The following is a 24,084-nucleotide window of genomic DNA, read 5'->3' as shown; positions in this document are numbered from 1 at the left end:
AGCTCGGAACCGGGAAGCGGTCCGACGCGTCTCCCGGCCGGTGATCCTGAGAGGTGCTCAGTCGTGCTCTTCCGGCAGCTCGAATACCTGGTGGCCCTGGCGCGGGAGGGGCACTTCGCCCGTGCCGCGGAGAGCTGCGGGGTGTCCCAGCCCTCGTTGTCCGAGGGGATCCGCAGGCTGGAGGAGGACATGCGCGTCCCGCTGATCCAGCGGGGCCGGCGGTTCGACGGCCTGACCGCCGAGGGCGAGCGCGTCGTGGTGTGGGCTCGGCAGATCCTGGCCGACCGGGACGCCATGGAGGGCGAGGTCGCCGCCATGCGCACCGGGCTCAGCGGCCGCATCCGCATCGGCGTGGTGCCGAGCGCCGCCACCGCCGTGCCACGTCTGGTGGACCCGCTGTGCACGCGGCACCCGCTGCTCACGGCGGACATCGTGAACGACCTCACGTCGAGCGACATCCTCGCGAGGCTCAGGGACTTCACCCTCGACGCCGCCGTGACGTACCTGGACGACGAGGTGCGCGCCGCCTTCCGTACCGTGCCGCTGTACCGCGAGAAGTACGCGCTGCTCACCGATGCCTCGTGGGCTCCGGTCGGCGGCGCCACGGTGTCCTGGGCCGAGGCGGCGGCACTGCCGTTGTGCCTGCTCACGCCGACCATGCGCGGACGGCGCACCATGGACGCGCTGTTCGCGGCGGCCGGGGCGGAACCGGTCGCGAGGGTGGAGACCGACTCGTTCGCCTCACTGATCGCGCACGTCGTGCCCGGCCGGTGGGCCGGGATCGTCCCGCTGGCCTGGATCCACGCCCTGGGGGTGCCGCCGGGGGTGCGGGCCGTCCCGATGGTGGAGGCCGCCCGGGCCGCGGAGATAGGGCTGGCCGCCTTCCGCCGGGACCCCGAGTCCGTGATGGTGCAGGCGCTGGTCGCCACCGCGCAGCACGCCGACCTCAGGCCGCTGGAGTCGCTTCCCCGGATGCAGCGCGACCGCTGACGCCGGGATCCGCTCCGGGACACCGGCCGCCGCGGGGGTGCGCTCCCGGGCAGACGCTCCGCGTCCGGCGGAACCGGGGTTCCGCCGGACGCGGCTCGTCCGGGGCGGGCGCGGAGCAGGGGAGACCGCGCCCGCCCAGGTGTCAGACGGCGGGCTGGGCCACGCGCAACCGCTCGGCGCCGGTGTACACGTTCGCCGAGCGGCCGCGCAGGAAACCCACCAGGGTCGTCCCCGTCTCGTCGGCCAGGTCCACGGCGAGGGAGGACGGCGCGGACACCGCGGCCAGCACCGGGATGCCCGCCATGGCCGCCTTCTGCACGAGCTCGAAGGACGCCCGCCCGCTGACCATGAGGACGGTGCCCCGCAGCGGCAGCAGCCCCTCCTGCAGCGCGTGGCCGATCACCTTGTCGACGGCGTTGTGCCGGCCCACGTCCTCACGCAGGCACAGCATCTCGCCGTCCGTCGTGAACAGCCCGGCCGCGTGCAGCCCGCCCGTGCTGTCGAACACCCGCTGCGCCGCCCGCAGCCGGTCGGGGAGGGTGAAGAGCACCTCGCTGTCGATCACCGTGTCGTCGTCCGCGACGCTCCAATGCTGCGTGGTCCGCACGGCGTCCAGGCTCGCCTTGCCGCACAGACCGCAGGAGGAGGTGGTGTAGAAGTTGCGCTCCAGCGAGAGGTCGGGGAGGCGCACACCGGGCGCCAGGGCGACGTCGACGACGTTGTAGGTGTTGCCGCCGTCGGCCGTGGCACCGGCGCAGTAGCGGATGCCCAGTACGTCGTCCGGGCCGTGGACGACGCCCTCGCTGACGAGGAAGCCGACCGCGAGGTCGAAGTCGCTGCCCGGGGTGCGCATGGTGATCGTCAGCGCGCGGCCGCCGACCCGGATCTCCATCGGCTCCTCGGCGGCCAGCGTGTCGGAACGGTGCCCAGGCACCCCGTCCCTGATCCGCAGCACCCGCCGCCGCGCGGTCACCCGGCCCATGCCGCCGCCTCCAGTCGTACGACGACGGCCTTGGACGTGGGGCAGTTGCTGACGTCGGCGACGCTGTCGAGCGGCACCAGGACGTTGGTCTCCGGGTAGTAGGCGGCGGCCGACCCGCGGGAGGTGGGGTAGGGCACCAGGCGGAAGGACTCGGCGCGGCGCTCGCTGCCGTCGGTCCAGATGCTCACCAGGTCCACCATCTGCGTCTCGGCGAGCCCCAGGGCCTCGATGTCCTCGGGGTTGACCATGACGATCCGGCGGCCGCCCCGGATGCCGCGGTAGCGGTCGTCCATGGCGTACGGGATGGTGTTCCACTGGTCGTGCGACCGCAGGGACTGCAGGATGAGGTGGCCCTTCGGCGCATGCGGCATCTCGAAGTCGTTGCGGGTGAAGACGGCCTTGCCGCTCGGCGTCCGGAAGGTCATCGCGTTCACCGGGTTCGGCAGGTGGAAGCCGCCCGGTTCAGCGACGCGCCGGTTGAAGTCCTCGAACCCCGGGACGACCCGGGAGATGCGGTCCCGGACGGTGCCGTAGTCGGCCTCGAACTCCTCCCAGCCGATCGCCGGGGTGTCGCCGAGGGTGGCCCGCGCCAGCCGGGAGACGATCGCCACCTCGCTCAGCAGGTGGGCGGAGGCGGGCGCCAGCTTGCCGCGGGAGGCGTGCACCATGCTCATGGAGTCCTCGACGGTGACGAACTGCTCGCCGCCCGCCTGGACGTCCCGGTCGCTGCGGCCCAGGGTGGGCAGGATCAGCGCGGTGTCACCGCACACGGTGTGCGAGCGGTTGAGCTTGGTGGAGATGTGCGCCGTCAGCCGGCAGCGGCGCATCGCCCGCTCCGTGACGTCGCTGTCGGGCGTCGCCCGGACGAAGTTCCCCGCCACCCCGAGGAAGAACTTCGCCTCGCCGTCCCGCATGGCACGGATGGCGTCGACGGAGTCGTGGCCGTGCTTGGTGGGGGGTGCGAAGCCGAACTCCCTCTCCAGGGAGTCGAGGAAGCTCTGCGGCATCTTCTCCCAGATGCCCATGGTCCGGTCGCCCTGGACGTTGCTGTGGCCGCGCACCGGGCACGCCCCGGCGCCGGGCCTGCCCAGGTTGCCGCGCAGCATCAGGAAGTTGACGATCTCGCGGATGGTCGGCACACCGTGCTTCTGCTGCGTGACGCCCATGGCCCAGCAGACGATGACGCTCTTCGCGGCCAGCACACGCTCGTGGAGCTGCTCGATCTCCTCGCGGGTCAGGCCGGTGGCCGTCAGCACGTCGTCCCAGGACGTCTTGCGCGCGTGCTCGGCGAACTCCTCGAAGCCCGTGCTGTGTTCGCGGATGAAGTCGTGGTCCAGGACCGTTCCGGGGGCGGCGTCCTCGGCTTCGAGAAGCAGCAGGTTCAGCGCCTGGAAGAGGGCGAGGTCGCCGCCTGCGCGGATGTGCAGGAACTGTTCGGCGATGACCGTGCCGCGCCCGATCACTCCGCGCGGCTTCTGCGGGTGCTTGAACCGCATCAGCCCCGCCTCGGGCAGGGTGTTGACGGCGACGACGCTCCCGCCGGCCCGCTTGGTCTCCTCCAGCGCGGAGAGCATGCGCGGGTGGTTGGTGCCGGGGTTCTGGCCGACGACGAGGATCAGGTCGGCCTCGTGGATGTCGTCCAGGCTGACGGTGCCCTTGCCGACGCCGAGCGTCTCCGTCATCGCCGCGCCGCTGGACTCGTGGCACATGTTGCTGCAGTCGGGCAGGTTGTTGGTGCCGTAGGCGCGGGCGAAGAGCTGGAGGAGGAAGGCGGCCTCGTTGCCGACCCGTCCGGAGGTGTAGAACAGGGCCTCGTCCGGGGAGTCCAGGGCCCGCAGTTCGCCGGCCATCAGGGCGATGGCCTCGTCCCAGGAGATGGGCTCGTAGTGCTCCGCGCCCGGGCGCTTGACCATCGGTTCGGTGAGCCTGCCCTGCTGGTTGAGCCAGTAGTCGGACTTGCGGCCCAGTTCCTCGACGGTGTGGCGCTCGAAGAACTCGCGCCCCACGCGGTGTGACGTCGCCTCGTCGGCTATGTGCTTGGCGCCGTTCTCGCAGTACTCGTTCATGTGCCGCTTGCCGGGTGCCGCCTCCGGCCAGGCACAGCCGGGGCAGTCGATGCCCTTGGCCTGGTTGATGTTCAGCAGGGTCAGCATGGTCCGGCGGGGCGAGGTCTGTCCCAGCGCGTACTGCAGCGCGTGCGCGACCGCGGGCAGACCGGCCGCCGAGGTCTTGGGCGGGCCGATCTCCAGGTGCTCGTCCGTGGGGTCCTCGAGAACACTCATGCCTGGCCCGCCTTCCCGGCTTCCGACACCGCGGAAACCGCCGCGAAATACCGATCCGCCGAAAAGCTAAACCCGCTTCACCGGCCCGTCAAAGAGGCCGTACCTTGCGCTTGATAGGCGGCGCCGATGAACGAACAGCTGCCGGCGGAAGGGCTATTCGGCCCGCCGGGCCGACGGGAAACCGGGCGCGAACCTGCTGCTCGGCGCGGCACGGTCCGCGGTCGCGGGAAAGCCCCGGGAAAAACGTGAGAGAAATCGCCCCTTCATCCGGAGAAATCCCCCGGGACACCGGTTTCAGCACCCACGGAGATCCCGGACCGGCCTCCCGTTCCGGATGCTCGTGCGCGCACGGCATCCGCGCCCCACCGAGCGGCCGGGCCTCAGACGGCGATCGTCTGCTCGGTCCAGATGGTCTTGCCGCGCTCCCGGTAGCGGGTGCCCCAGCGCTCCGCGAACTGCGAGACGAGCAGGAGGCCGCGGCCGCCCTCGTCGGTGGTGCGGGCGTGCCGCAGGAAGGGGGCGGCGCTGCTGGTGTCGGAGACCTCACAGGTCAGTGCACGGTCACGGATGAGCCGGAGCTGGATGGGCGGTGCCGCGTAGCGGATGGCGTTGGTGACCAGCTCGCTGACGATCAGTTCGGTGGCGAAGCACTCCTCCTGCAGTGCCCAGGCCGCCAGTTGACGGGTCGTCAGCGTCCGTGCGGTGGCCACCGCGGCCGGGTCGCACGGCAGGTCCCACGTCGCGACGGAGTCGGGACCGAGCGGCCGGGGCCGGGCCACCAGCACCGAGGCGTCCCGGTCCGGGTCCGCGGGGACCAGGGTGTCGGTGAGCAGCAGGCTCATGTCCTGCGGCGAGTCGCAGGGGGTGGCCAGCAGCCGTTCGAACTCCGCCCGGCCGGTCCCCTCCGGCCGGCTCTGCAGGAGCCCGGGGGTGTGCAGCACGAGCATGGACCCCTCGGGCAGTTGCAGCGTGGCCATCCCGAACGACGGCCCGGGGCGGCCCAGGGGCTCACCCGCGGGGGCGTCGGGGATGCGCACGGTGTGATCGGGGTGGACGACCGCCGGTGGCGGATGGCCCGCCGACGCCATGGTGCCCTGCCGGGTCACGGGGTCGTAGACGAGGTAGAGGCAGGTGGCGCCGACCGGGGAGCCGGAGCCCGTGCCCGCGTGCTCGTCGGCGAGGCTGCGCACCAGTTCGTCCAGGCGCGCGAGGACCTCGTCGGGGGCCTGGTCCAGGTTGGCCAGGGTGTGCACGGCCGCCCGCAGCCGGCCCATGGTGGCGGCGGTGCGCATGCCGCGGCCCGGTGTGCTGCCGCTGACCAGGGCGACCCGCGCGCCGGGCAGCGGGATGACCTCCGTCCAGTCACCGCCGGCACCGGAACGCACCAGGTGGTGGGCCCACTCCACGGCGCTGGGCGCGGGCGGCCGCTGGGGCAGCATGCCGCGCTGCAGGGCGAGGACGGCGTTGCGCTCGCGCACGTAGCGGTGGGCGTTGTCCAGCGCCATCGCACCGCGGCCGGCCAGGTCGACGGCGAGCGCGAGGTCGTCGTCGTCGAAGGGCCCGAGGTCGCGGTCCCACCGATGGAAGGTGACGAGGCCCAGCACGCAGTCGCGGACCAGCAGCGGCACCACCATCAGGGAGTGCACCCGCTCCTCCAGCACCCTGCCGCCCCGGACGGGGTCGTCCCGGATCCACTCCTCGTCCTGGCCGAGCCGCCGGACCAGGAGTGGTTCGTGGTCGGCGAGCACCCGCAGGGCGAGCGGGCCCACCAGATGGGTGCCGACCGCGCCCGTGGTGTAGCCGCCGGTCCGGCCGCAGCGGGCCGAGGTCGCGGCGCGCCGCAGGCCGGTGTCGTCCTCGACGGGGCCCGCGCCCATCTCCTCGCCGCCGAGCAGGGAGGCCAGCAGGTCCACGCTCACGCAGTCGGCGAGCCCGGGCACGGCCACCTCGGCAAGTTCCTGTGCCGTGCGGATCGGGTCCAGGGTGGTGCCGATCGTCCGGCCCGCCTCGGCCATCAGCGCCAGGCGCTGCTCGGCGAGGTGGCGCTCGGTGACGTCGACCACGGCGTCGGCCACGCCGAGGATCCGGCCGTCCTCCGCCTCGAGCCGGAAGGCGGACGCCGAGTAGACGTGCTCCCGGGTGGGGTCGCCGGGCGGACGGCCGTGCTTCTCGAACGAGATCGCGGCCTCCCCGGTCCTGAGCACCCGGCCCATCACGCGCTCGGCGAGTTCCGCGCTGAAGTCGGGCCAGACCTCGGTGGGGCGCCGGCCCAGGGCGAGCGCCGCCCGGTGGTCCTGCATGCCCTTCGCCGCCGCGTTGAAGCGCATCAGCCTGAGCTGCGGGTCCAGGACGAACAGGCCGATGGGCGAGAGGGTGAACAGGGCTTCCAGGAGGGCGCGGTCGATGTCCGGGGTGAGTTGCGGCGCACCCGTGAGCAGGTCGACGGTCAGGCGCAGGCCCGTCCCGTCGTCGCGCACCGCCCGCAGGGCCGGCCGGCAGGCGACCGTCCGGCCGTCGCCGTGCCGCAGGGGCACGCACCCGGACCCGGCTCCGCCGTCGTCGCTGCCGGGGTCGGGTGCGAGCAGGTCCAGCACGGGCCGGCCGAGCACGTCGTCCGCCGGGCGGCCGAGGAGGCGCTCCGCCTCCGGGCTCCACCCGACGACCACGCCGTGGGCGTCGACCACCAGTCGCGCCGCGGTGCGCTCCGCCGGCTCCTCGCGCTCTTCGCCGCGCTCTCGCGATGCCCCAGTGCCCATGACCGTCCCATCACGTTCCGGTCCTCCGGTTCCCAGTGTTGCGCAGGCGGGCGCGGTCACCACTCGGGGCGGTCTCAGCCGTACAGGAAGGCCCTCACCTCGGCCGGGGGCGGGACCTCGGCGGGTGTGAGGCTCCGGATCTCACCGCGGAAGGAGCGCACGTCCAGCCGGCTGCCGGGGTCGGCGCCCGGCAGCGCCGCCAGGAGGGCGTCGAGGTCGGCCGTGCCGAACACCTTGAACGTCCGCACCGGCCGGTAGGGGGAGGGCCGTACGTCGAAGCGGAGGTCGACGACCGGGTGCGGGCGGCGGGCCCAGTCCGCGTACGGCAGCGAGCCGTGCCCGTGGATCCGCGCGTCGACCAGGACCTCGGGGTCCTCGTCGCCGATCTCGCAGTCGAAGACGGGGAAGGCGGCCGCGACGCGGTCGGCGACGGCGGGGTACGCGGCGCAGCCCCGGCCGAGTGCCGGTGCGCAGAACAGCGCGTGGGTGAACCCCCCGACCGGCTCCGGCAGCGGCACCTTGTGATGGGAGCGCCCGCCGAAGGCCAGGTCACGGCGGGCGGCGACGACGTGCAGGAACGCGGTCACCGCCGCGGCGTCGCTCCGGTCGGGGCGCACCGTGAAGCGGACCGCGCCGCGCCCGTCGTCGCGCAGGACGACGTACTCGTGGAAGCCCACCGGCCGGCCGGCCCCGATCACATGGCGGTACACCTCCTCGAAGCCCTCGACCGGCAGGTACTCGGAGGCCGGGGCGTGCGGCCGGCGGCCGGCCCGCAGGACGTCGAGCACCTTGGCCTCCGGGTCGGGTCCGGCCTCGTCGTGCGGCGGGTCGACCTCCGCGAAGCCCTTCCGCAGCCACTCGGCGGCCTTGCGCGCGGCGTGGCGCCGGGCGTGCTCCTCGTCGACGAGCGTCGAGGTGCTCGACTTCCCCGTCCCGCCGACGGGGCCCCAGCGCAGGAAGCAGCGGATCCCCTCCTGGCGGATCTCCCGGTACTCGGGACTTCCCTCCCCGGCGGACTCGAACCGCCGCCACCCCGTCACCGGTCCTCCGGCGGCGTGACCGGGGCGCCCGCGCCGATCCGGAAGAGCACGTTGGGGCGCAGCGGCCCTTCCGGGGCGGTGGGGTCGTCGAAGTCGCCGGCCGGGTCGCGGGTCATGCCGATGCGGCGCATGACGGCCTGGGAACGGAGGTTGCCCGCGGTGGTCACGGCGAGGATCTCGGGGAGCCCGAGGGTGCCGAAGCCGAAGGCCAGGACGGCCCGTGCGGCCTCGGTGGCGTAGCCGTTGCCCCAGGCCGCGCGGGCCAGGCGCCAGCCGATCTCCACGCCCGTGAAGGGCAGCCCGTCGTCCACCGGGTCCAGGCCCGCGAAGCCGCGAACTCGCCCGTCGCCCGGACCTCGACGGCCCACCAGCCGTAGCCGCGTGCGTCGAAATCGGCCCGGAACCGGGCCACGGAGGCGTCGCTCTCCTCCCGGGTCAGCGGCGCCCCCAGGTGCTCGCGCACCTCGGGGTCGGCGTTCATCGCGGCCCAGGGCGCGAGGTCGCGGTCCTGCCAGCGGCGCAGCAGCAGGCGCTCGGTGCTCAGTTCGGTCACGCCGCCCAGCCAACGGGAGCCCCGGCCCCATGGCAAGGTGTTTTCCCCAGCTGAGTTGCATTTCTGAATCCAGCTGACCTAGATTGGAGATACCTACTCAGCCCAACGGAACGAGCACCCCCATGGACATCAAGAACTCCGTCGCCGTCGTGACCGGTGCGAACCGCGGCCTGGGCCGTCACCTGGCGACCCAGCTGCTCGAGCGGGGCGCCGCCAAGGTGTACGCGGGCGTCCGCAACCCCGAGGCCCTCGACCTGCCCGGCGTCGAACCGCTCCGGCTGGACATCACCGACGCCGAGTCGATCGCCCGGGCCGCCCGGGCGGCCTCCGACGCCACCCTCGTGATCAACAACGCGGGCGTCAGCACGCACGTGGGGCTGGCCGACGGGGACATGGCCGACATCCGCCTGGAGATGGAGACCCACTTCTTCGGCTCCCTGGGCGTCACGCGGGGCTTCGCCCCCGTGATCGCGGCGAACGGCGGCGGCGCCGTCCTCAACGTCCTGTCCATCCTGTCCTGGATCCACCTGCCGGGATACGGCGGCTACAGCGCGGCCAAGGCCGCGGAACTGGCGATGACCAACGTCGTACGCCGGGAGCTCGCCCCCTCCGGGATCGACGTCACCGCGCTCCACGTGGGCTACATGGACACGGAGATGGCCGACTACGTCGACCCCTCCGACAAGGTGGACCCCGCATGGGTGGCCGGCCTCGCCCTGGACGGCATCGAGCAGCGGGCCCTGGAGGTCGTCGTCGACGACCGGAGCCGCGGCGTCCGGTCCGCCCTGTCCGGCGGTCTCGAACTGCTCTACCCCGACCTGCCGGCGCCGAAGGCCCTCTGAGCCGGACGGCAGCCCGTCACCCGCCGGCCACCGGGGCGACCAGGGCTGAATTGGGAATGTCAATCCAGAGGTAGCATGGGGAGATGTCCAGCGTCAGCGCCACCGGCGGGGAAGAGGCCGTCTGCTCGATCGCCCGGACCCTCGAGATCGTCGGCGACAAGTGGACGCTCCTCGTCCTGCGCGAGGCGACGCTGCGCGGAGTGACGCGCTTCGCCGACTTCCGCCAGGAGCTCGGCATCGCCCCGGATCTGCTGACCGGCCGCCTGAGCACGCTCGTGGACCAGGGGATCATGGAGAGGCGGCCCTACCGGGAGCCAGGCAGCCGCACCCGGTACGGCTACCACCTGACGGCGGCGGGCGAAGAGCTGCGGCTCGTCCTCGCGGCGTTCCAGCAGTGGGGCGACACGCACCGGACACCGGCACGGGGCCCGGCGGTCCTGCGGCGGTCGGTGGACGGGGGCCGCCCGGTCAGCGTGGCCTTCGTCGACGACGCGGGCGCCGTGCTCCCGGCGGCGGACGTGGAGTTCACCCCGTCGGACGGCGCGGCACCCTGAGCGCGGCGCCCGCCCGCTCCGCACGGCGGCCGGCTCAGGACAGCCCGGGCGCGATCCTGGCCAGGGCGTCCGCGCGGATCCGGCTCATCGGGTTGCTGCTCACCCGGTAGCGCCCGTTGGGTACGTGGGCGGAGCGGACGATGCGCACGGTGACCGGGCCCGCCCACTCGTAGCCGCGCCGGTCCGCGTGCCGCAGCAGGGAATCCGTCATGACCTCCCCCACGCGGCCTTGGTGCGGGACCAGCTCCCGGTGCGGTGCGTCGGCCAGTTCTACCGTGAAGACGTTCGGCACCACCACCCGGGTCGGGCTGCACACCACCGCCCGGGCGTCGCACTCGCGGCGCAGGGCGTCCAGCAGTTCCACCGGCTCCCGGTGCCGCACCCTCGCCACCAGCGCCCGTTCCCAGCGCTCGATCACCCGTTCCCATCGTTTCAGCGTTCCCATGACGAAGCGCCTGCCCGGGACGCGGTCCCTGATGCCGCGGCGGCCACCCCATCAGCCGTACCGGGGCGATTCCCGGCCACCGGACCCGGTACCCCCGCGACTCCCGGGCCCTTCGGCCGTTCCGGGCATCGTCACCCGCGCGCCGTGGCCTCTGGAGTGGCGAGGTGTCAGATCCGTCCATAGCGTCTGTTTTCGGCTGATCACATATCACGGGAAGCAGGTGCACACACATGAAGCTCTGTCGGTCCCGCAGGGCCGTCGCCGCGGCGGCCGCCACGGCGACCATCGTGGGAGGCGCGGTCGCGTGCGGCGGCGAGTCCAAGCCCACGGCCTCGCAGTCCGCGGACGCGCAGAAGACGATCTCCGTACGCGCGGGGGAATCCATCCAGTCGGCGGTGGACCGCGCCGAGCCCGGCCAGGTCATCGACATCGCGGCCGGCACCTACCACGAGAGCGTCCAGATCAGCACGCCGCGGCTGACGCTGCGCGGAGCGGGCACGGGCACGGTCATCTCCCCGAGCGCGAAGCGCGACGAGAACGCCTGCGCCAAGGCGGGCGAGGGCATCTGCGTCAGCGGTACGGCGCAGAAGAAGCCCTCCGACGTGACGCTGGAGTCGCTGACGGTCGCCGGGTTCAAGAAGGCCGGCATCCACGCGACGGGGGCCGACGGACTGCAGGTCCTCCGCGTCACCGCACGGGACAACAAGGTGCAGGGCATCCTCGTGGAGAAGTCGGTCCGCACCGTCTTCCGTGACAACACCGCCCGCAACAACGCCGATTCCGGCATCTTCCTCGCCAACTCCATGGACACCGAGGGCGGTGCGCTCGACACCAAGGGCGCCGTCATCGAGGGCAACAAGGTGTCGGAGAACCGGATCGGCATCGGCCTGCGCCGCGTCCGGGGCGTGACGGTCGAGAGCAACCAGGTCACCGGCAACTGCGGTGGTGTCTTCGTCGTCGGCGACGAGGGCGTCCCGCGCGGCGGCGCGCTGACCGTTTCCCACAACACCGTGACCGCGAACAACAAGTACTGCGCGCCCAGCGCCCGTCTGCCGTTCATCCAGGGCACGGGCATCCTGCTCACGGGCGTCGAGAAGACCGTCGTGACCGACAACGACGTGCGCGACAACAGCGGCAAGTCCCCGATGTCCGGCGGCATCGTGCTGTTCAGCAGCGTCGTGGGGACGTCCAACTCCGAGAACACCATCCGCGACAACGTCGCCCGCGGCAACAAGCCGGCCGACCTCGCCAACCGCGACCTGAAGGGCAAGGGGAACACCTTCGTCGACAACAGCCTGGAGACCACCGAGCCCAAGCAGCTGGCCAACAGCACCACCAGCAGCGCACCGAGCACGGCTCCCAGCGCCGCCCCCAGCAGCTGACGTTCACCGCCCCGGCAGACGACGGACGACCGCCCGGGCCCACGCCGGCGGGTCCGGCGGGGGGCCCGGCGGGACGAGGACCGCGGCCGGCCGGGGCGTCACCCGGGTGACCTGGTGGTCGGGGGAACTCCCCCGCGGGGCCGGCTCGTCCGGCCCGGCCGCGGCCGCCCGCAGGGCGCCCACGAACTCCAGGCAGGAGTCGTGGCGGTCCTCGGGGACCTTCGCCAGCGCCTTGGTCATGACGTCGTCCATGGCCGGCGGGATGTCCGGCCGCCGCTCCGTCAGGGGCGGCGGCTGGTCGTACTGGTGCGCCCACAGCAGGGCCACGTCCTCCTCGCGCTCGAAGGGCAGGCCCCCGGTCAGGCTCTCGTAGACGACGCACGCCAGGCTGTACAGGTCGCAACGGCCGTCCACCGGGCGCCCCGAGATCTGCTCCGGCGCCACGTAGTCCAGCGTGCCGACGAATTCGCCGACGGTGGTGAATCCGGTCAGCGACAGCGATTTCTTCGTCAGCCCGAAATCCGTGAGGTAGACGTGCTCGGGGTGCTCGCTGTCGGTGCCCTTGGCGACGAGCACGTTCCCCGGTTTCACGTCGCGGTGCACCAGGTCGTGGTCGTGGGCGGCGTCCAGCGCGGAGGCCACCTGGGTCGCGATCCGCAGGGCCGTGGTCACGGGCAGCGGGCCGTCGCGGTCGAACAGTGCCCGCAGGTCGAGGCCCGCGACGTAACGCATCGCGATGTAGAGGACACCGTCGGTCTCGCCGGCCTCGAATATCGGCACGATGTGGGGGTGGTCGATGGCGGCCGCCACCCGTGACTCGTGGGTGAAACGGCGGCGGAAGGTGTCGTTGCGCGCCAGCTCCGGGGCGAGCAGCTTGAGCGCCACCGTGCGGTCGAGCCGCAGGTCCCGGGCGCAGTAGACCACGGCCATTCCGCCGCGGCCGATCTCCCGTTCCACGCGGTAACCGGCGATCCGGGCCCCGATGAGTCCGGAGGGCCGCCCGGCGTACACGCTCACGTCATGCGGGACCGAATTCATCGCACACCACCGCCACGCGGCCGGACACCGGGGATTTCCCCCGCTCCTTTCCTGAATTGTATCGAGCGGGCCCCGGCAATTCGCGGCCGTGCGTTTCCGCAGCGGGTTGAGGTACAGTTCCCGGGTCCTGTCGTCTCCGATAGAGGTGGACGTTGCTCATCTGAGGTCCGCGATCATCGCGCGCACGGCCCCGCCGCCGTACGCCGGTCACGCCGCAGCCGGCCCTGCCGCCGTCCGTGACCCCGCGCGCATGCGACCTCGGTGCACGATCCGTCCCCGTCCCCCGGAGGACCGCACCCCCCGTTCCGGCACGGTCGCCGCGTGGTGCTCGCACACGAAGCCCGCCATCCCTGCGCTTGCGACTGCGAGGACCTCCATGTCCCTCCCCCTCACCGCGACCGGCCCGTCCCTGGGCTGCTCCGCCCTGTCCTTCCGGTGGCCGGACGGCACGCCCGTGGTCGACGGGCTCTCCCTGACCGTCGGCCGCGGCCGCACCGGGCTCGTCGGCGCCAACGGCACCGGGAAGTCCACCCTGTTGAAGCTGCTGGCCGGCCGGCTGCGCCCCGCCGCGGGGTCGGTGACCGTCGGCGGCAGCCTCGCCTACCTGCCCCAGGACGTCACCCTCGACACCGCGCTCCGGGTCGACCAGGCCCTCGGCATCGCGGAGCGGCGCGCCGCCCTGCGGGCCATCGAGGCGGGCGACGTCGCCGAGGAGCACTTCGAGACCGTCGGCGACGACTGGGACGTCGAGGAACGCGCCCTGGCGACCCTGGGCTCCCTCGGGCTCGGCGGCCTCGGCCTGGACCGCACCGTGGGCCGGATGTCCGGCGGCGAGACCGTACTGCTGCGCCTGGCCGCGCTGCTGCTGCGCCGCCCCGACATCCTCCTGCTCGACGAACCCACCAACAACCTCGACCTCTTCGCGCGCCGCCGGCTCCACGACACCGTCGGTTCCTGGCGTTCCGGCGTCCTCGTCGTGGTCAGCCACGACCGTGAGCTGCTGGAGCGGGTGGACCGCGTCGCCGAACTGCGCGCGGGCTCCGTCACCTGGTACGGCGGAGGGTGGTCGGACTACGAGGAGGCCGTGGCCGCCCAGCAGGAGACCGCCGGGCGCGCGCTGCGCGCCGCCGAGGCCGACGTGCGCCGGCAGCGGCGCGAACTGGAGGAGGCCCGGATCGCCTCGGCGCGCCGCCAGAGGCACAGCCGGAAGATGGACGCCCAGCGGCGGGCCCCGCGCATCGTCGCCGGCGAGCGCAAGCGCTCCGCGCAGGAGTCCGCCGACCGGCTCCGCGGTGTGCAGGAGGAACGACTCGCCCAGGCGCGAGAACGCCGCGAGGACGCGGCGGACGCGCTCCGCGACGACGCGGAGATCAGGGTCGACCTGCCGCACACCGCGGTCCCGGCGGGCCGCGCCGTGCTGACCCTGCGGGGACTGCGGCCGCGCTTCGGTTCGCTCCGGGCGGGCGACCTCCACGTCCACGGGCCGGAACGCGTGGCACTGGTCGGGCGCAACGGCGCCGGGAAGACGACGTTGCTGCGCACCCTCACCGGCGAGCTCGCGCCGCTGTCGGGCGAGGCGAGGACGCACGTGCCGCTGCGGTTCCTGCCCCAGCGCCTCGACGTCCTGGACGAGGAGCTGAGCGTGGCCGCCAACGTCGCCCGTGTGGCCCCCGGCGTCTGCGAGAACGAGATCCGCGCCCGGCTCGCGCGGTTCCTGTTCCGCGGGGCCCGCGCCGAACAGCCCGCGGGCACCCTCTCCGGCGGGGAGCGCTTCCGCGCCGCGCTGGCGGCCTCGATGCTCGCGGCGCCCGCCCCGCAACTGCTGATCCTGGACGAGCCCACCAACAACCTGGACCTCGCCAGTGTCCGGCAGTTGACGAGCGCCCTCGCGTCCTTCCGCGGCGCGCTCGTCGTCGCCGGTCACGACCTGCCGTTCCTGGAGTCGGTCGGGATCACGCGCTGGCTGCTCGTGGGCGAGGAGCTGACGGAGACCACCGCCGAGGAGGTGCGGGACCTGCTGGAGGGCGCCGGGGAGGGCTGACCCCGGGACCCCGGACCCCAGGACCCCGGGACCGCGCCGCCTGCGCGGGCGGTCCCGTGCGAGGTCGCCGTCAGTGCTCCCCGTCCGCCGCCCTCGGCGCGGGCACGGCCGGGTAACGGCGGCGCAGCAGGGTGGGGTTGACGGCGGACGGCGGCCTGCGCAGCCGGGTCGCCTGCTCGTAGTCGTGGGCGTAGCCGAGGAGCAGCGGCTCGCTCCACGCCCGTCCCAGGAAGGTGATGTTGAACGGGCGCCGGTTGGCCGCACGGTAGCCCGCGGGGACGGTGACGGAGGGGTAGCCGGCCTTGGCGCCGATGGACGAACTGCCGCTGTTCACGAACAGCAGGGCGGTGACGTCGTGTCCGGCCATCAGGGCGTCGATGCGGTCCCTGCTCTCCGCCAGGTCGCGGGCGCGGGCGGCCTCGTACTCGGCGCTGTCCGCGCTGTCCGGACCGAGGTCCCTGGCCTGTGCGGCGAGCGCGAGCGTCTGCCCGAACTTCAGGGCGACGTCCGCGTGGGCCTCGTTGCGGGCGATCACCTCGGCCAGGGTGCGCACCGGCGCGCCCTCGGGCAGCCGCGCCAGGTAGGCGTTGAGGTCGCGCTTGAACTCGTGGCTCAGCACCGGGGAGGCGACGTCGTAGCGGCGGCGCGCCTCGATGCCGACGTCGACGAGTTCCGCGCCGCGTCGCGCCAGGGCGTCCAGGGCCGCGTCCCACAGGGCCCGTTCGTCCGTGCCGTCCTGCGGGGTCTGCTCGGCGACGACGCCGATGCGCGCGCCGTACAGGGCGTCGGAGGTCAGGCCGGCGGTGAAGTCGTGGCCTTCCAGGGGGTTGCCCGCGGTGGCCGGGTCCTCGGGATCGGTACCGGTGAGGACGGTGAGCAGGGCGGCGGCGTCGGCTACGGTCCGGGTCATCGGGCCGGCGGTGTCCTGGCTGGAGGCGATGGGCACGATACCGGTGCGGCTGACCAGGCCCAGGGTGGGCTTGACCCCGACGCCCGAGGTGGCCGACGCCGGGCTGAGGATGGACCCGTCGGTCTCGGTGCCGATGGTGACGGCGGCCAGTCCGGCCGCGGCGGCGACCCCGGAACCGGCGCTGGAACCGCTCGGGGTCTCGCTCAGGTCGTACGGGTTGAGCACCTGACCGGCGAGCGAGCTGTAGCCGCTGGGCATGCCGACGGTGAGGTAGTTGGCGAACTCGGTGAGGTTGGCCTTGCCGAGGATCACCGCTCCCGCCTCCCGCAGGCGCGTCACGAGCGGGGCGTCGCCGGCGGGGTGGGAGCCGGCGAGTACCACGGAGCCCGCGGTGGTCGGCATGCCGAGGACGTCGATGTTGTCCTTCACCAGCACCGGTATGCCCAGCAGCGGACCGCCGGGGTCGCCGCCCGCCCTGCGCGCGTCGGCCGCCGCGGCCTCCACCAGCGCGGCGGGGTTGACGCGGCGCACCGCGTTCAGAGCCGGTCCGCCGACGTCCAGGTCCTCGATGCGCCGCAGGTAGGCACGGGTGAGGGAGACGCTCGTGATGCGGCCCGCGGCCATCAAGGCGGTCAGCTCGGCGACCGTCGCGACCTCCAGGTCGGCGGGGAACGCCTCGTGCTGCGCCGCGTCGGCGGCGTCGGTGCCGTCCGCCGCAGCCGGTTCGGGGCCGGTGTTGAAGTTGATGTCGCCCTCCAGGGTGAGCGGTGCGCTGACGCGACCGGGTTCCTACGCCGTCGGTACGCCCCGCACGGCCGTCCCGCGGGGCGTGACCATCATCCTCACAGGAAGCGGCGGATCGGCGCGGTCGCCACCTCCTGGGCCCGCTCCAGCGCGGGACGGGTCCGCCAGAGGGCGCCGTCGACGGGCTCGCTGCGCAGCAGGTCCTCCTCGAAGTGGGCGTTGAGGACGGAGGTGAAGGACTCGTCGAGGACGGCCAGCATCACCTCCTCGTCGTGGTCGAGGGAGCGGCGGTTGAAGTTGGTCGAGCCGATCAGGGTGGCCACCCCGTCCATGGTGATGACCTTGGCGTGCATCATGGTCGGCAGGTAGTGCCAGATCCGCACGCCGCAGTCGATGAGCCGCTGGTAGTAGCGCTGCCCGGCCAGCTGGCAGACCCGCTTGTCGGTGTACGGGCCCGGCAGCAGGATCTCGACCTCCACCCCGCGCGCCGCCGCGTGGCAGAGCAGGCCCACGAAGTACGGGTCGGGGGCGAAGTACGCGGTGGCCAGCCGGATGCGCTGCTCGGCCGAGGCGATCACCACGCGGAGCAGGGTGCGCATGTCCTGCCAGCCGACGCTTGCCGAGCCGCGCACGACCTGGACGATCGCGCCGCCGCTCTGCTCGTGCTCGCCGAAGCGGTCGCGTTCGTCGAAGAGCCCGTTGCGCCGGCACTCGGCCCAGTTCTGCGCGAAGGCCGCGGCCAGCCCGTCCACGGCAGGGCCGGTGACCCGGACGTGGGTGTCCCGCCACTCACCGGGGTGCCGGGCGTCGCCGGACCACTCCTCCGCGATGCCGACACCGCCGGTGAAGGCCACCTCGGCGTCGACCACCAGGACCTTGCGGTGGCAGCGGTGGTTCTGCTTGAACGGCGAGAGCCGCACGGGCTTGCGGAACCAGGCGACGTCCACGCCGGCCCGGTCCATGTCGTCCAGCAGCCGCTGCTCGATCAGCCGCCCGCCGAAGCCGTCGAGCAGCAGCCGCACCCGCACCCCTTCGGCCGCCTTGGCTGCCAGCGCGTGCGCGAAGTCGCGCGCGATCTGGCCGCGCCAGTAGACGAAGGTGGTCATGTCGACGGTGTGCTTGGCCGCCCGGACGGCCTCCAGCATCGCGGGGAAGATCTCGTCCCCGTTCCGCAGGGCCTGCAGGCAGTTGCCCTCGGTCGCGGCGATGCCGATCAGCCGTTCCAGGCGGCGGCGGAGTTCCTGCTTGCGGTCGGCGGCGGAGCGCTCCGGCCGGTCTCCGTCCGTACGGTCGGTCTCCTCCAGCGATGCGCCCATGGCCGTCGTGCCCCCCGGTTCCTGTGCCGCCGCGGCCCCTCCGGCCGCGGCGTCGCGTGGCGTACTCCAGCCGTATGCCCTGCCGGGGAGCGGTTATCCGGAAGTGACTAGGCGTTCCCGTGGGGCCCGGGGGACTCCTTCCTGCCGCGCAGTACCTTGGCCCGGCCGGCGAGCGGCACCGTCGCCGCGAGGAGCCCTGCCGCGAGCGCGGCCGCGCCCCAGGCGGGGGCGGGCCGCCAGTCCAGTCCGAGGACGTGGTCGAGCGACCACTCCCCCGGCCCGGTGAAGCCGAGGCACGCGGCGACCGCGCCGTACAGGAACGGCACCTCGCAGCCGCCCTTCAGCGCCCAGAAGCCGTTCGGCGCCGTCGCGGCGGCGGCCACCGTCATCGTGCCGACGACGACCGCGCAGCCGCCCGGCGTCAGCAGTCCGGTCGCGACCGACGCCGCCCCGGTCAGCTCGGCCACCGCGGCGACCAGCGCCATCCGCGGCCCGGGGAGGATGCCGTAGCGCTCGAAGACGGCTCCGGTGCCCGTCAGGCCCGCCCCGCCGAACCAGCCGCGCAGCTTCTGCGTGGCGTGGCCGAACAGCAGGGCGGCGAGCAGCAGTCGGAGCAGCAGCAGCCCCAGGCTCATCTCTCGGTCCTCCTTCGTGTCGCCCGTGTCGTTCCCGTCCCCCGTGTCACCGGCCGTGGGTCGAGGAGCTGCGGTAGTCGGTGTAGGTGTAGGGGTTGTCGAGCACCTTCGTCTCGGGGACGTCGGGGTTCATCCCCTTGCGCCACTCCTCCTCGCCCATGGCGGACCGCAGGTGCTCGACGGTGCGCTCGACCTCGTGCCGCACCGCGCCCAGGTCGACGCCCAGCAGGCGGTGCTCGTGCTTGACGACCCGTCCGTCGACGAGCACGGTGTGCACGTCGCCTCGCTGCGCCTGGAAGGCCACCTGCCCGTACGGGTTGAGCAGCGGGAAGGAGACCGGCGAGTGGTCGTTCTTCAGCAGGACGATGTCGGCCTTCTTGCCGGCCTCCAGGCTGCCCAGGTCGCTCTCGCGCCCGAGGGCCCTGGCGCCGCCGAGGGTGGCCCACTCCACCACCTGGTCGGCGCGCAGCGCGCAGTGGGTGACGGTCTCCCCCTTGGCGTGCGCCTCCAGGTGGGCGCGGGCGCGGTCGGCGCCGAGGGTGGTGCGCATGGCGGAGAACAGGTCGCCGCTCCACCACACGCTGGTGTCCATCGAGAGGGAGACGGGGATGTCGTGCGAGCGGAGGGCCCAGGTCGTCGGGTATCCCTGGCCGGCGCTCTGCTCGCTCTCCGTCGACACCGAGACCGAGCCGCCGGTGGCCGCGATGCGGTGGTAGGAGTCGGCGCTGAGGGTCGAGGCGTGGACGTACACCGTCTCCGGCGTCATGAAGCCGTTCTCGTACATCAGGCGGATGCCGTCGTCGTTGGTGGCGCCCCACACCCCGGCGTGGGTGGTGACGGGGACGCCCAGTTCGCGGGCCACCTCGAAGGCGGGCTTCTCGGGGAAGGCGGGGTCGCCCGTGACGTCGAAGGCCAGTTGGAAGCCGAGCATGTCGTCGCCGTCGACGCGGCGGCCGACGAAGTCGCGGAACTCCGGCGCGGCCGTCCATTGCGCGGGCGCCTGCTGGATGTTGCCGTAGGCCAGGACGAAGCGGCCGGGCACCGACCGCAGGGCGTCCACGGCGGCGTCGGCGTGGTCCACGGTCTGCAGGCCGTGCGACCAGTCGACGACGGTGGTGACACCGGCGTCGAGGGCCTCCACGGCGGCGAGCCGGTTGCCGGCGTGGACGTCCTCGGGGCGGAACTTCCTGCCGTGCTCCAGGTAGTACCAGACGAAGTACTGGGTGAGCGTCCAGTCGGCGCCGTAACCCCGCATCGCGGTCTGCCACATGTGCCGGTGCGTGTCGATCATGCCCGGCATGACGATGCCGCCCGCGGCGTCGACCTCCGCCGTCCCGTCGGGCACGGCCAGCCGCGGACCCACCGCCGCGATCCGGTCGTCGACGACGAGCACGTCGGTGTCCCCGAGGACCTCGCGCCCGCGGTTGACCGGGAGCACGGTCCCACCGCGCAGAACAATGGGCCGCCCCGGGGTGAATGCCTCGACCTTATCCATCATGAACTCCCTTGGCCGCTTGACGGACACGAGTACGCTATTCGGCCATCGAATCGAGCGCTAGCCTCGCGACGCAGTTCGGAAGGCAGGCGCGCCCGGCCCGCACGGAAGCTGTCGCAGAACGAGACACCGCCATGAAGGCCGCTCCCAGAACGGCCACGGCAGGGGCGATCACCCTTGACGCCCCCGGCCTCCGGCAACAGAATCATGCGCACGGACGGCTGTCCGTCCTGCGGTCAGACGAAAGGTGACACCGGATGTCAGAGAGCACCGCGCCTGCGCGACCGGGCCCGGCGGGCCCGCTGTCCGGGCTGCTGGTGGCCGACTTCTCCCGGATCCTCGCCGGGCCCTACGCCACGATGCTGCTGGCGGACCTCGGCGCGGACGTCGTCAAGGTCGAGGGCCCGCGCGGGGACGACACCCGCAGCTGGACGCCCCCGGTGCGCGGCGAGGTGTCCACCTACTACCTCGGGATCAACCGCGGGAAGCGCTCCGTCGCGCTCGACCTGCACGACGAGGCGGACCTGGCGGCGGCACGCGAGCTCGCTCGCCGGGCGGACGTCGTCATCGAGAACTTCCGGCCCGGCGGCCTGGTCAGGTACGGGCTGGACTACGCGTCGGTGCGGACCGGGAACCCGGCGGTCGTATACGCCTCCATCAGCGGCTTCGGCACGGGCGCGGGGCGTGACGTACCCGGCTACGACCTGATGGTGCAGGCCGTCTCGGGCCTGATGAGCCTCACCGGCGAGCCCGACGGCCCGCCCTACCGGGCCGGGATCTCCGTCTTCGACGTCATGGCGGGCAACCACGCCGCCATCGGCATCCTCGCCGCGCTGCGGCACCGCGACGCCACGGGCGAGGGCCAGCACGTCGAGGTCAACCTGCTGTCGTCGGCGCTCACCGGACTGGTCAACCACAGCTCGGCCTACGTGGCCGGGGACGAGGTCCCGTACCGGATGGGCAACGCGCACCCGAGTGTGTTCCCCTACGAGCCCCTCCCCACCGCCGACAACGACCTGATCGTGGCCGCCGCCAACGACGGCCAGTTCCGCAGGTTGTGCGAGGTCCTCGGCATCCCGGAGGTCCCCGACGACCCGCGGTTCGCGCGCAACGCCGACCGCACCGCGAACCGCGGGGAACTGCGGCCGCTGCTCGTGGAGCAGCTGGTCAAGCGGGGCGCCGACGAGTGGTTCGGGCTGCTGGTCGAGGCCGGCGTGCCGAGCGGGCCGATCAACACCATCGACGGCGGCTTCGCCCTGGCAGAGCGGTTCGGGCTCGACCCGGTCGTCACCGTCGGCGAGGGCGAGCGCGCGGTGCCCACGACCCGCCACCCCGTCACCTTCTCCGCCACTCCCGCGGTGTACCGGCTGCCGCCGCCGGAGCTCGACGAGCACGGCGCCGAACTGCGCGCCTGGCTGGCCCGGGACCCGGAGGACACCCGTGACTGACCCGGCCTCCCCCGGCGGCTACCCCACCGCGCTGGGCGCCTCGGACCGCGAGAGCATCACCCTGCTCGGCCAGGACCTCGCCCGGGACATCATGGGCACGGTCGGCTTCGGCGAACTCGCTTTCTGGCTGGCGGCGCAGCGCCGCCCGAGCCGCGGCGAGACCCGGGTCTTCGAGGCCGTCCTCGCGGCCCTCGCCGACCACGGCTTCACACCGACGGCCATCGTCACCCGGCTCACCTACCTGTCCGCGCCGGACTCCGTCCAGGGCGCACTGGCCGCGGGGCTGCTCGGCGGCGGCTCCCGCTTCCTGGGCGTCACCGAGGACACCGGGACGTTCCTGCACGGGGCCCTCGCCGCGCACGGCGAACCGCCCCGCGACGACGCCGGCTGGGACGAGCTGGCGCTCCGTCTGGTCCGCGAGCGGCGGGCGGCCGGCGGCTTCGTCCCGGGCCTCGGCCACCACGTGCACAAGGACGGGGACCCGCGCACCCCACGGCTGATGGGCATCGCCGCCGAGGAGGGCCTGTTCGGCCCGCACCTGTCGCTGTTCGCGGCCATCGGCCGGGTCCACCCCGAGGTCCTCGGCCGGACCCTGCCGCTCAACGGCGCCGGCGTGTGCGGTGCCGCACTCGCCGACCTCGGGCTGCCGTTGCCGCTGCTGCGCGGCTTCGCCCTGCTCGCCCGCACCGCCGGGCTCATCGGCCAGCTCGCCGAGGAGATGCGCGACCCGGTGGCGAACGACATCTTCCTCTCCGTCGACCTGAACAACCGGCCCGTCCCGCCCCGGCCGGTCCCGCCCCGGCCCGGCACCGAATCCGCAGGGAACACCAAGGAGTGACCATGTTCGTCAACGAGGAGAACCTCACCGAACTGGCGGCCCAGCGCTGGGCGACCGCGCACGACGCGCGCCAGGCGGAGCTGCTGTCCGCGCTGGTCCGCCACCTCCACGCGTTCGCCCGCGAGGTGGAACTCGGCGAGGACGAGTGGATGGCCGCGATCCGGTGGCTGACCGCGGCGGGCCGGATCAGCGACGACAAGCGCCAGGAACTGATCCTCGCCTCCGACGTGTTCGGGCTGAGCACCCTCGTGGTGCAGCTGAACAACAGGTTCGCGCCGCGGGCGACCCCGGCCACCGTGCTCGGCCCGTTCCACATCGACGGGTCGCCCGCCGCCCCGTACGGCTTCGACATGTCCGACGGCGTCCCCGGAACGCCGCTGTTCATCACCGGCAAGGTCACCGACCTGGAGGGCAAGCCCGTCCCCGGCGCCGTCCTCGACGTGTGGCAGGCGGACGCGGACGGCGCCTACGAGGCGCAGCTCCCCGAGGTCGACGAGGCCCGGCTGCGCGCGAAGTACCGGGCGCGGGAGGACGGCACCTACTGCGTGCGCACCATCGCCCCGCGCGGGTACGCCATCCCCATGGACGGACCGGTCGGCGACCTGGTCGGCACCACCGACATCAGCCACTTCCGGCCCGCGCACGTGCACTTCCTCGTCGACGAGCCGGGTTACGAGAGGCTGATCACCCAACTGTTCCAGGAGGGCAGCGACTACCTGGACAGCGACGTCGTCTTCGGGACGAAGGAGGCGCTCGTGGTGCGGTTCACCGAGCGTCCCGCGGGCACGGCTCCCGACGGCACGTCGCTCGACGTGCCGCATCTGCACGCCGAGTTCGACGTCGTCCTGCAGCCCCGCTGAGAGGCCGGGCGGCGCGCCGGGGCCGGCGGCCGTCCGGCGTACGCCTCAGCCCGCGGCGGTGCCGCCGGGGGCCGGCGTCGCGGCGGGCCGCCGGACCTCGCTGTGGGGGCGGCTCTGCCACAGCGCCCAGTCCGCCGACACCTCCCCGGCCGCGCGCAGCAGCAGGGGGAGGTAGGTGCCGGTGAGCACGTCGACGCCGGTCTCGGCGGCGTGCACGGTGACGTTCATCGCGGCGCGGACGACACCGTCCCCGTCCCGCACCGGCACGGCGACCGACCGTACGCCGGGCGCGAGTTCCTCGTCGGCCAGCGCCCAGCCGCGGGCCCGGACCGTGCGCAGCTCCGCCGCGAACTCGCCGGGCGCCCGCCGCGGCAGGTCCGGCAGCCCGGAGCGGCTGGGCTCGGCCAGGACGGCCTCCAGCTCCTCCGGGCCCAGGGCGGCCAGCAGCACCTTGCCCTGCGAGGTCTGCGGGGCGGGGAACCGGGTGCCGATGTCCACCCGCAGCGCGATGATCTTCGGTACGGAGACCCTGGCCACGTAGACGATGTCCGAGCCGTCCAGCTGCGCCATCGAGGACGACTCGCCGGTCCGCGTGACCAGCGCCTCCATGTGGGGGCGGGCCACGTCCCACAGGCCGAGCGAGCCCACGTAGGACATCCCGAGGCGCAGCACGCGCGGGGTGAGGGTGAACGCGCCCTGGTCGGTGCGGACGTAGCCGAGTTCCTCCAGCGTCAGCAGCAGACGGCGCGCGGTGGGGCGTGCCAGCCCCGTGGCGGCGGCGATCTCGCTGAGCGTCTGCCGGCGGTGCCCGGCGCCGAAGCAGCCGAGCACGTCCAGGCCGCGGGCCAGCGCCTCCACGAAGTCGGGACCGCTTCCGCGCCCTGCCATCCGATGCCTCCCGGGTCCACGTCCGTGATGCCCCGTCCACCGGTG

19 protein-coding genes and 1 pseudogene are annotated in these 24,084 nt (G+C 73.4%); 8 read left to right on the top strand and 12 right to left on the bottom strand.

The window, feature by feature from the left end; all coding sequences use genetic code 11:
* Nucleotides 1-63 precede the first annotated feature (63 nt).
* The gene (locus ACFZAU_RS03210) at nt 64-990 is read left to right on the top strand and encodes a LysR family transcriptional regulator (protein WP_499605140.1); all 927 of its coding nucleotides are present in this window, start codon (nt 64-66) and stop codon (nt 988-990) included.
* Nucleotides 991-1,132: 142 nt separating this feature from the next.
* On the opposite strand, the gene fdhD is transcribed toward ACFZAU_RS03210, so the two are convergent.
* From fdhD to ACFZAU_RS03185, 5 genes and pseudogenes are all read right to left on the bottom strand, one after another.
* On the bottom strand, nt 1,133-1,972 hold the full coding sequence (fdhD, locus tag ACFZAU_RS03205) for a formate dehydrogenase accessory sulfurtransferase FdhD (RefSeq protein ID WP_500462701.1): 840 nt from the start codon (nt 1,970-1,972) through the stop codon (nt 1,133-1,135).
* Entirely contained in the window at nt 1,960-4,254 is a 2,295-nt protein-coding gene (locus tag ACFZAU_RS03200; RefSeq protein ID WP_500550827.1) for an FdhF/YdeP family oxidoreductase, read from the bottom strand. The genes fdhD and ACFZAU_RS03200 overlap by 13 nt, the downstream gene beginning before the upstream one ends.
* Before the next feature lie 380 nt (nt 4,255-4,634).
* Nucleotides 4,635-7,010 (bottom strand): SpoIIE family protein phosphatase, encoded by a 2,376-nt coding sequence (locus tag ACFZAU_RS03195; RefSeq protein ID WP_500550826.1) that lies wholly within the window; start codon nt 7,008-7,010, stop codon nt 4,635-4,637.
* Nucleotides 7,011-7,084: 74 nt separating this feature from the next.
* Complete coding sequence (locus ACFZAU_RS03190; RefSeq protein ID WP_500550825.1) at nt 7,085-8,050, bottom strand: WGR domain-containing protein; 966 nt, start codon at nt 8,048-8,050, stop codon at nt 7,085-7,087.
* Nucleotides 8,047-8,603 (bottom strand): annotated as a pseudogene (locus ACFZAU_RS03185) (GNAT family N-acetyltransferase). Before ACFZAU_RS03185 ends, ACFZAU_RS03190 begins: the two are co-directional and overlap by 4 nt.
* Before the next feature lie 122 nt (nt 8,604-8,725).
* Here ACFZAU_RS03185 and ACFZAU_RS03180 point away from each other — a divergent pair.
* Both ACFZAU_RS03180 and ACFZAU_RS03175 read left to right on the top strand, forming a co-directional pair.
* Nucleotides 8,726-9,445, top strand: coding sequence for an SDR family oxidoreductase (locus tag ACFZAU_RS03180; RefSeq protein ID WP_500550824.1), 720 nt, complete (start codon nt 8,726-8,728; stop codon nt 9,443-9,445).
* 83 nt (nt 9,446-9,528) lie between these two features.
* Nucleotides 9,529-9,999 carry a winged helix-turn-helix transcriptional regulator gene (locus tag ACFZAU_RS03175; protein ID WP_500550823.1) on the top strand — a complete coding sequence of 157 codons (471 nt, stop codon included), beginning with the start codon at nt 9,529-9,531 and terminating at the stop codon, nt 9,997-9,999.
* A 34-nt stretch (nt 10,000-10,033) separates the two neighbouring features.
* Here ACFZAU_RS03175 and ACFZAU_RS03170 read toward each other — a convergent pair whose 3' ends face one another.
* Complete coding sequence (locus ACFZAU_RS03170) at nt 10,034-10,444, bottom strand: DUF3662 domain-containing protein (RefSeq protein WP_500550822.1); 411 nt, start codon at nt 10,442-10,444, stop codon at nt 10,034-10,036.
* Between the two features lie 230 nt (nt 10,445-10,674).
* Between ACFZAU_RS03170 and ACFZAU_RS03165 the strand changes: the two genes are divergently transcribed.
* On the top strand, nt 10,675-11,826 hold the full coding sequence (locus ACFZAU_RS03165) for a right-handed parallel beta-helix repeat-containing protein (protein WP_500550821.1): 1,152 nt from the start codon (nt 10,675-10,677) through the stop codon (nt 11,824-11,826).
* A 3-nt stretch (nt 11,827-11,829) separates the two neighbouring features.
* On the opposite strand, the gene ACFZAU_RS03160 is transcribed toward ACFZAU_RS03165, so the two are convergent.
* The gene (locus tag ACFZAU_RS03160; protein ID WP_500550820.1) at nt 11,830-12,864 is read right to left on the bottom strand and encodes a serine/threonine-protein kinase; all 1,035 of its coding nucleotides are present in this window, start codon (nt 12,862-12,864) and stop codon (nt 11,830-11,832) included.
* Nucleotides 12,865-13,240: 376 nt separating this feature from the next.
* Here ACFZAU_RS03160 and ACFZAU_RS03155 point away from each other — a divergent pair, with 376 nt between their 5' ends.
* Nucleotides 13,241-14,905, top strand: coding sequence for an ABC-F family ATP-binding cassette domain-containing protein (locus tag ACFZAU_RS03155; RefSeq protein ID WP_500550819.1), 1,665 nt, complete (start codon nt 13,241-13,243; stop codon nt 14,903-14,905).
* A gap of 70 nt (nt 14,906-14,975) precedes the next feature.
* On the opposite strand, the gene ACFZAU_RS03150 is transcribed toward ACFZAU_RS03155, so the two are convergent.
* From ACFZAU_RS03150 to ACFZAU_RS03135, 4 genes are all read right to left on the bottom strand, one after another.
* The gene (locus tag ACFZAU_RS03150; RefSeq protein WP_500550818.1) at nt 14,976-16,439 is read right to left on the bottom strand and encodes an amidase family protein; all 1,464 of its coding nucleotides are present in this window, start codon (nt 16,437-16,439) and stop codon (nt 14,976-14,978) included.
* 218 nt (nt 16,440-16,657) lie between these two features.
* Nucleotides 16,658-17,875, bottom strand: a complete 1,218-nt coding sequence (locus ACFZAU_RS03145) for a phospholipase D-like domain-containing protein (protein ID WP_500550817.1) — start codon at nt 17,873-17,875, stop codon at nt 16,658-16,660.
* A gap of 107 nt (nt 17,876-17,982) precedes the next feature.
* A complete protein-coding gene (locus tag ACFZAU_RS03140) occupies nt 17,983-18,510 on the bottom strand; it encodes a DoxX family protein (RefSeq protein ID WP_500550816.1) in 528 nt (175 codons plus the stop codon).
* 46 nt (nt 18,511-18,556) lie between these two features.
* Nucleotides 18,557-20,008, bottom strand: a complete 1,452-nt coding sequence (locus ACFZAU_RS03135) for an amidohydrolase family protein (protein ID WP_500550815.1) — start codon at nt 20,006-20,008, stop codon at nt 18,557-18,559.
* 254 nt (nt 20,009-20,262) lie between these two features.
* Here ACFZAU_RS03135 and ACFZAU_RS03130 point away from each other — a divergent pair, with 254 nt between their 5' ends.
* The 3 genes from ACFZAU_RS03130 to ACFZAU_RS03120 are packed head-to-tail and all read left to right on the top strand — an operon-like array spanning nt 20,263 to nt 23,151.
* The gene (locus ACFZAU_RS03130; RefSeq protein ID WP_500550814.1) at nt 20,263-21,453 is read left to right on the top strand and encodes a CaiB/BaiF CoA transferase family protein; all 1,191 of its coding nucleotides are present in this window, start codon (nt 20,263-20,265) and stop codon (nt 21,451-21,453) included.
* On the top strand, nt 21,446-22,291 hold the full coding sequence (locus tag ACFZAU_RS03125) for a citryl-CoA lyase (RefSeq protein ID WP_500550813.1): 846 nt from the start codon (nt 21,446-21,448) through the stop codon (nt 22,289-22,291). The genes ACFZAU_RS03130 and ACFZAU_RS03125 overlap by 8 nt, the downstream gene beginning before the upstream one ends.
* 2 nt (nt 22,292-22,293) lie before the next feature.
* Nucleotides 22,294-23,151, top strand: coding sequence for a dioxygenase family protein (locus ACFZAU_RS03120; RefSeq protein ID WP_500550812.1), 858 nt, complete (start codon nt 22,294-22,296; stop codon nt 23,149-23,151).
* Nucleotides 23,152-23,196: 45 nt separating this feature from the next.
* Here ACFZAU_RS03120 and ACFZAU_RS03115 read toward each other — a convergent pair whose 3' ends face one another.
* Nucleotides 23,197-24,039 (bottom strand): IclR family transcriptional regulator domain-containing protein, encoded by an 843-nt coding sequence (locus ACFZAU_RS03115; RefSeq protein ID WP_500550811.1) that lies wholly within the window; start codon nt 24,037-24,039, stop codon nt 23,197-23,199.
* Nucleotides 24,040-24,084: the final 45 nt, after the last annotated feature.

The sequence above is a fragment of the Streptomyces sp. NPDC008238 genome, assembly GCF_042956445.1.
In the GTDB taxonomy this organism is placed as follows: domain Bacteria; phylum Actinomycetota; class Actinomycetes; order Streptomycetales; family Streptomycetaceae; genus Actinacidiphila.
This window is presented reverse-complemented; position numbering and strand designations above follow the sequence as displayed.

Excerpts from the sequence above, each read along its gene's own strand:
- ACFZAU_RS03200 (WP_500550827.1), bottom strand. The coding sequence starts at position 4,254 with ATGAGTGTTCTCGAGGACCCCACGGACGAGCACCTGGAGATCGGCCCG.
- ACFZAU_RS03135 (WP_500550815.1), bottom strand. The coding sequence starts at position 20,008 with ATGATGGATAAGGTCGAGGCATTCACCCCGGGGCGGCCCATTGTTCTG.
- ACFZAU_RS03115 (WP_500550811.1), bottom strand. The coding sequence starts at position 24,039 with ATGGCAGGGCGCGGAAGCGGTCCCGACTTCGTGGAGGCGCTGGCCCGC.
- ACFZAU_RS03130 (WP_500550814.1), top strand. The coding sequence starts at position 20,263 with ATGTCAGAGAGCACCGCGCCTGCGCGACCGGGCCCGGCGGGCCCGCTG.
- ACFZAU_RS03170 (WP_500550822.1), bottom strand. The coding sequence starts at position 10,444 with ATGGGAACGCTGAAACGATGGGAACGGGTGATCGAGCGCTGGGAACGG.
- ACFZAU_RS03145 (WP_500550817.1), bottom strand. The coding sequence starts at position 17,875 with ATGGGCGCATCGCTGGAGGAGACCGACCGTACGGACGGAGACCGGCCG.
- ACFZAU_RS03155 (WP_500550819.1), top strand. The coding sequence starts at position 13,241 with ATGTCCCTCCCCCTCACCGCGACCGGCCCGTCCCTGGGCTGCTCCGCC.
- ACFZAU_RS03195 (WP_500550826.1), bottom strand. The coding sequence starts at position 7,010 with ATGGGCACTGGGGCATCGCGAGAGCGCGGCGAAGAGCGCGAGGAGCCG.
- ACFZAU_RS03180 (WP_500550824.1), top strand. The coding sequence starts at position 8,726 with ATGGACATCAAGAACTCCGTCGCCGTCGTGACCGGTGCGAACCGCGGC.
- ACFZAU_RS03140 (WP_500550816.1), bottom strand. The coding sequence starts at position 18,510 with ATGAGCCTGGGGCTGCTGCTGCTCCGACTGCTGCTCGCCGCCCTGCTG.
- ACFZAU_RS03165 (WP_500550821.1), top strand. The coding sequence starts at position 10,675 with ATGAAGCTCTGTCGGTCCCGCAGGGCCGTCGCCGCGGCGGCCGCCACG.
- fdhD (WP_500462701.1), bottom strand. The coding sequence starts at position 1,972 with ATGGGCCGGGTGACCGCGCGGCGGCGGGTGCTGCGGATCAGGGACGGG.
- ACFZAU_RS03160 (WP_500550820.1), bottom strand. The coding sequence starts at position 12,864 with ATGAATTCGGTCCCGCATGACGTGAGCGTGTACGCCGGGCGGCCCTCC.
- ACFZAU_RS03175 (WP_500550823.1), top strand. The coding sequence starts at position 9,529 with ATGTCCAGCGTCAGCGCCACCGGCGGGGAAGAGGCCGTCTGCTCGATC.
- ACFZAU_RS03150 (WP_500550818.1), bottom strand. The coding sequence starts at position 16,439 with ATGGCCGCGGGCCGCATCACGAGCGTCTCCCTCACCCGTGCCTACCTG.
- ACFZAU_RS03120 (WP_500550812.1), top strand. The coding sequence starts at position 22,294 with ATGTTCGTCAACGAGGAGAACCTCACCGAACTGGCGGCCCAGCGCTGG.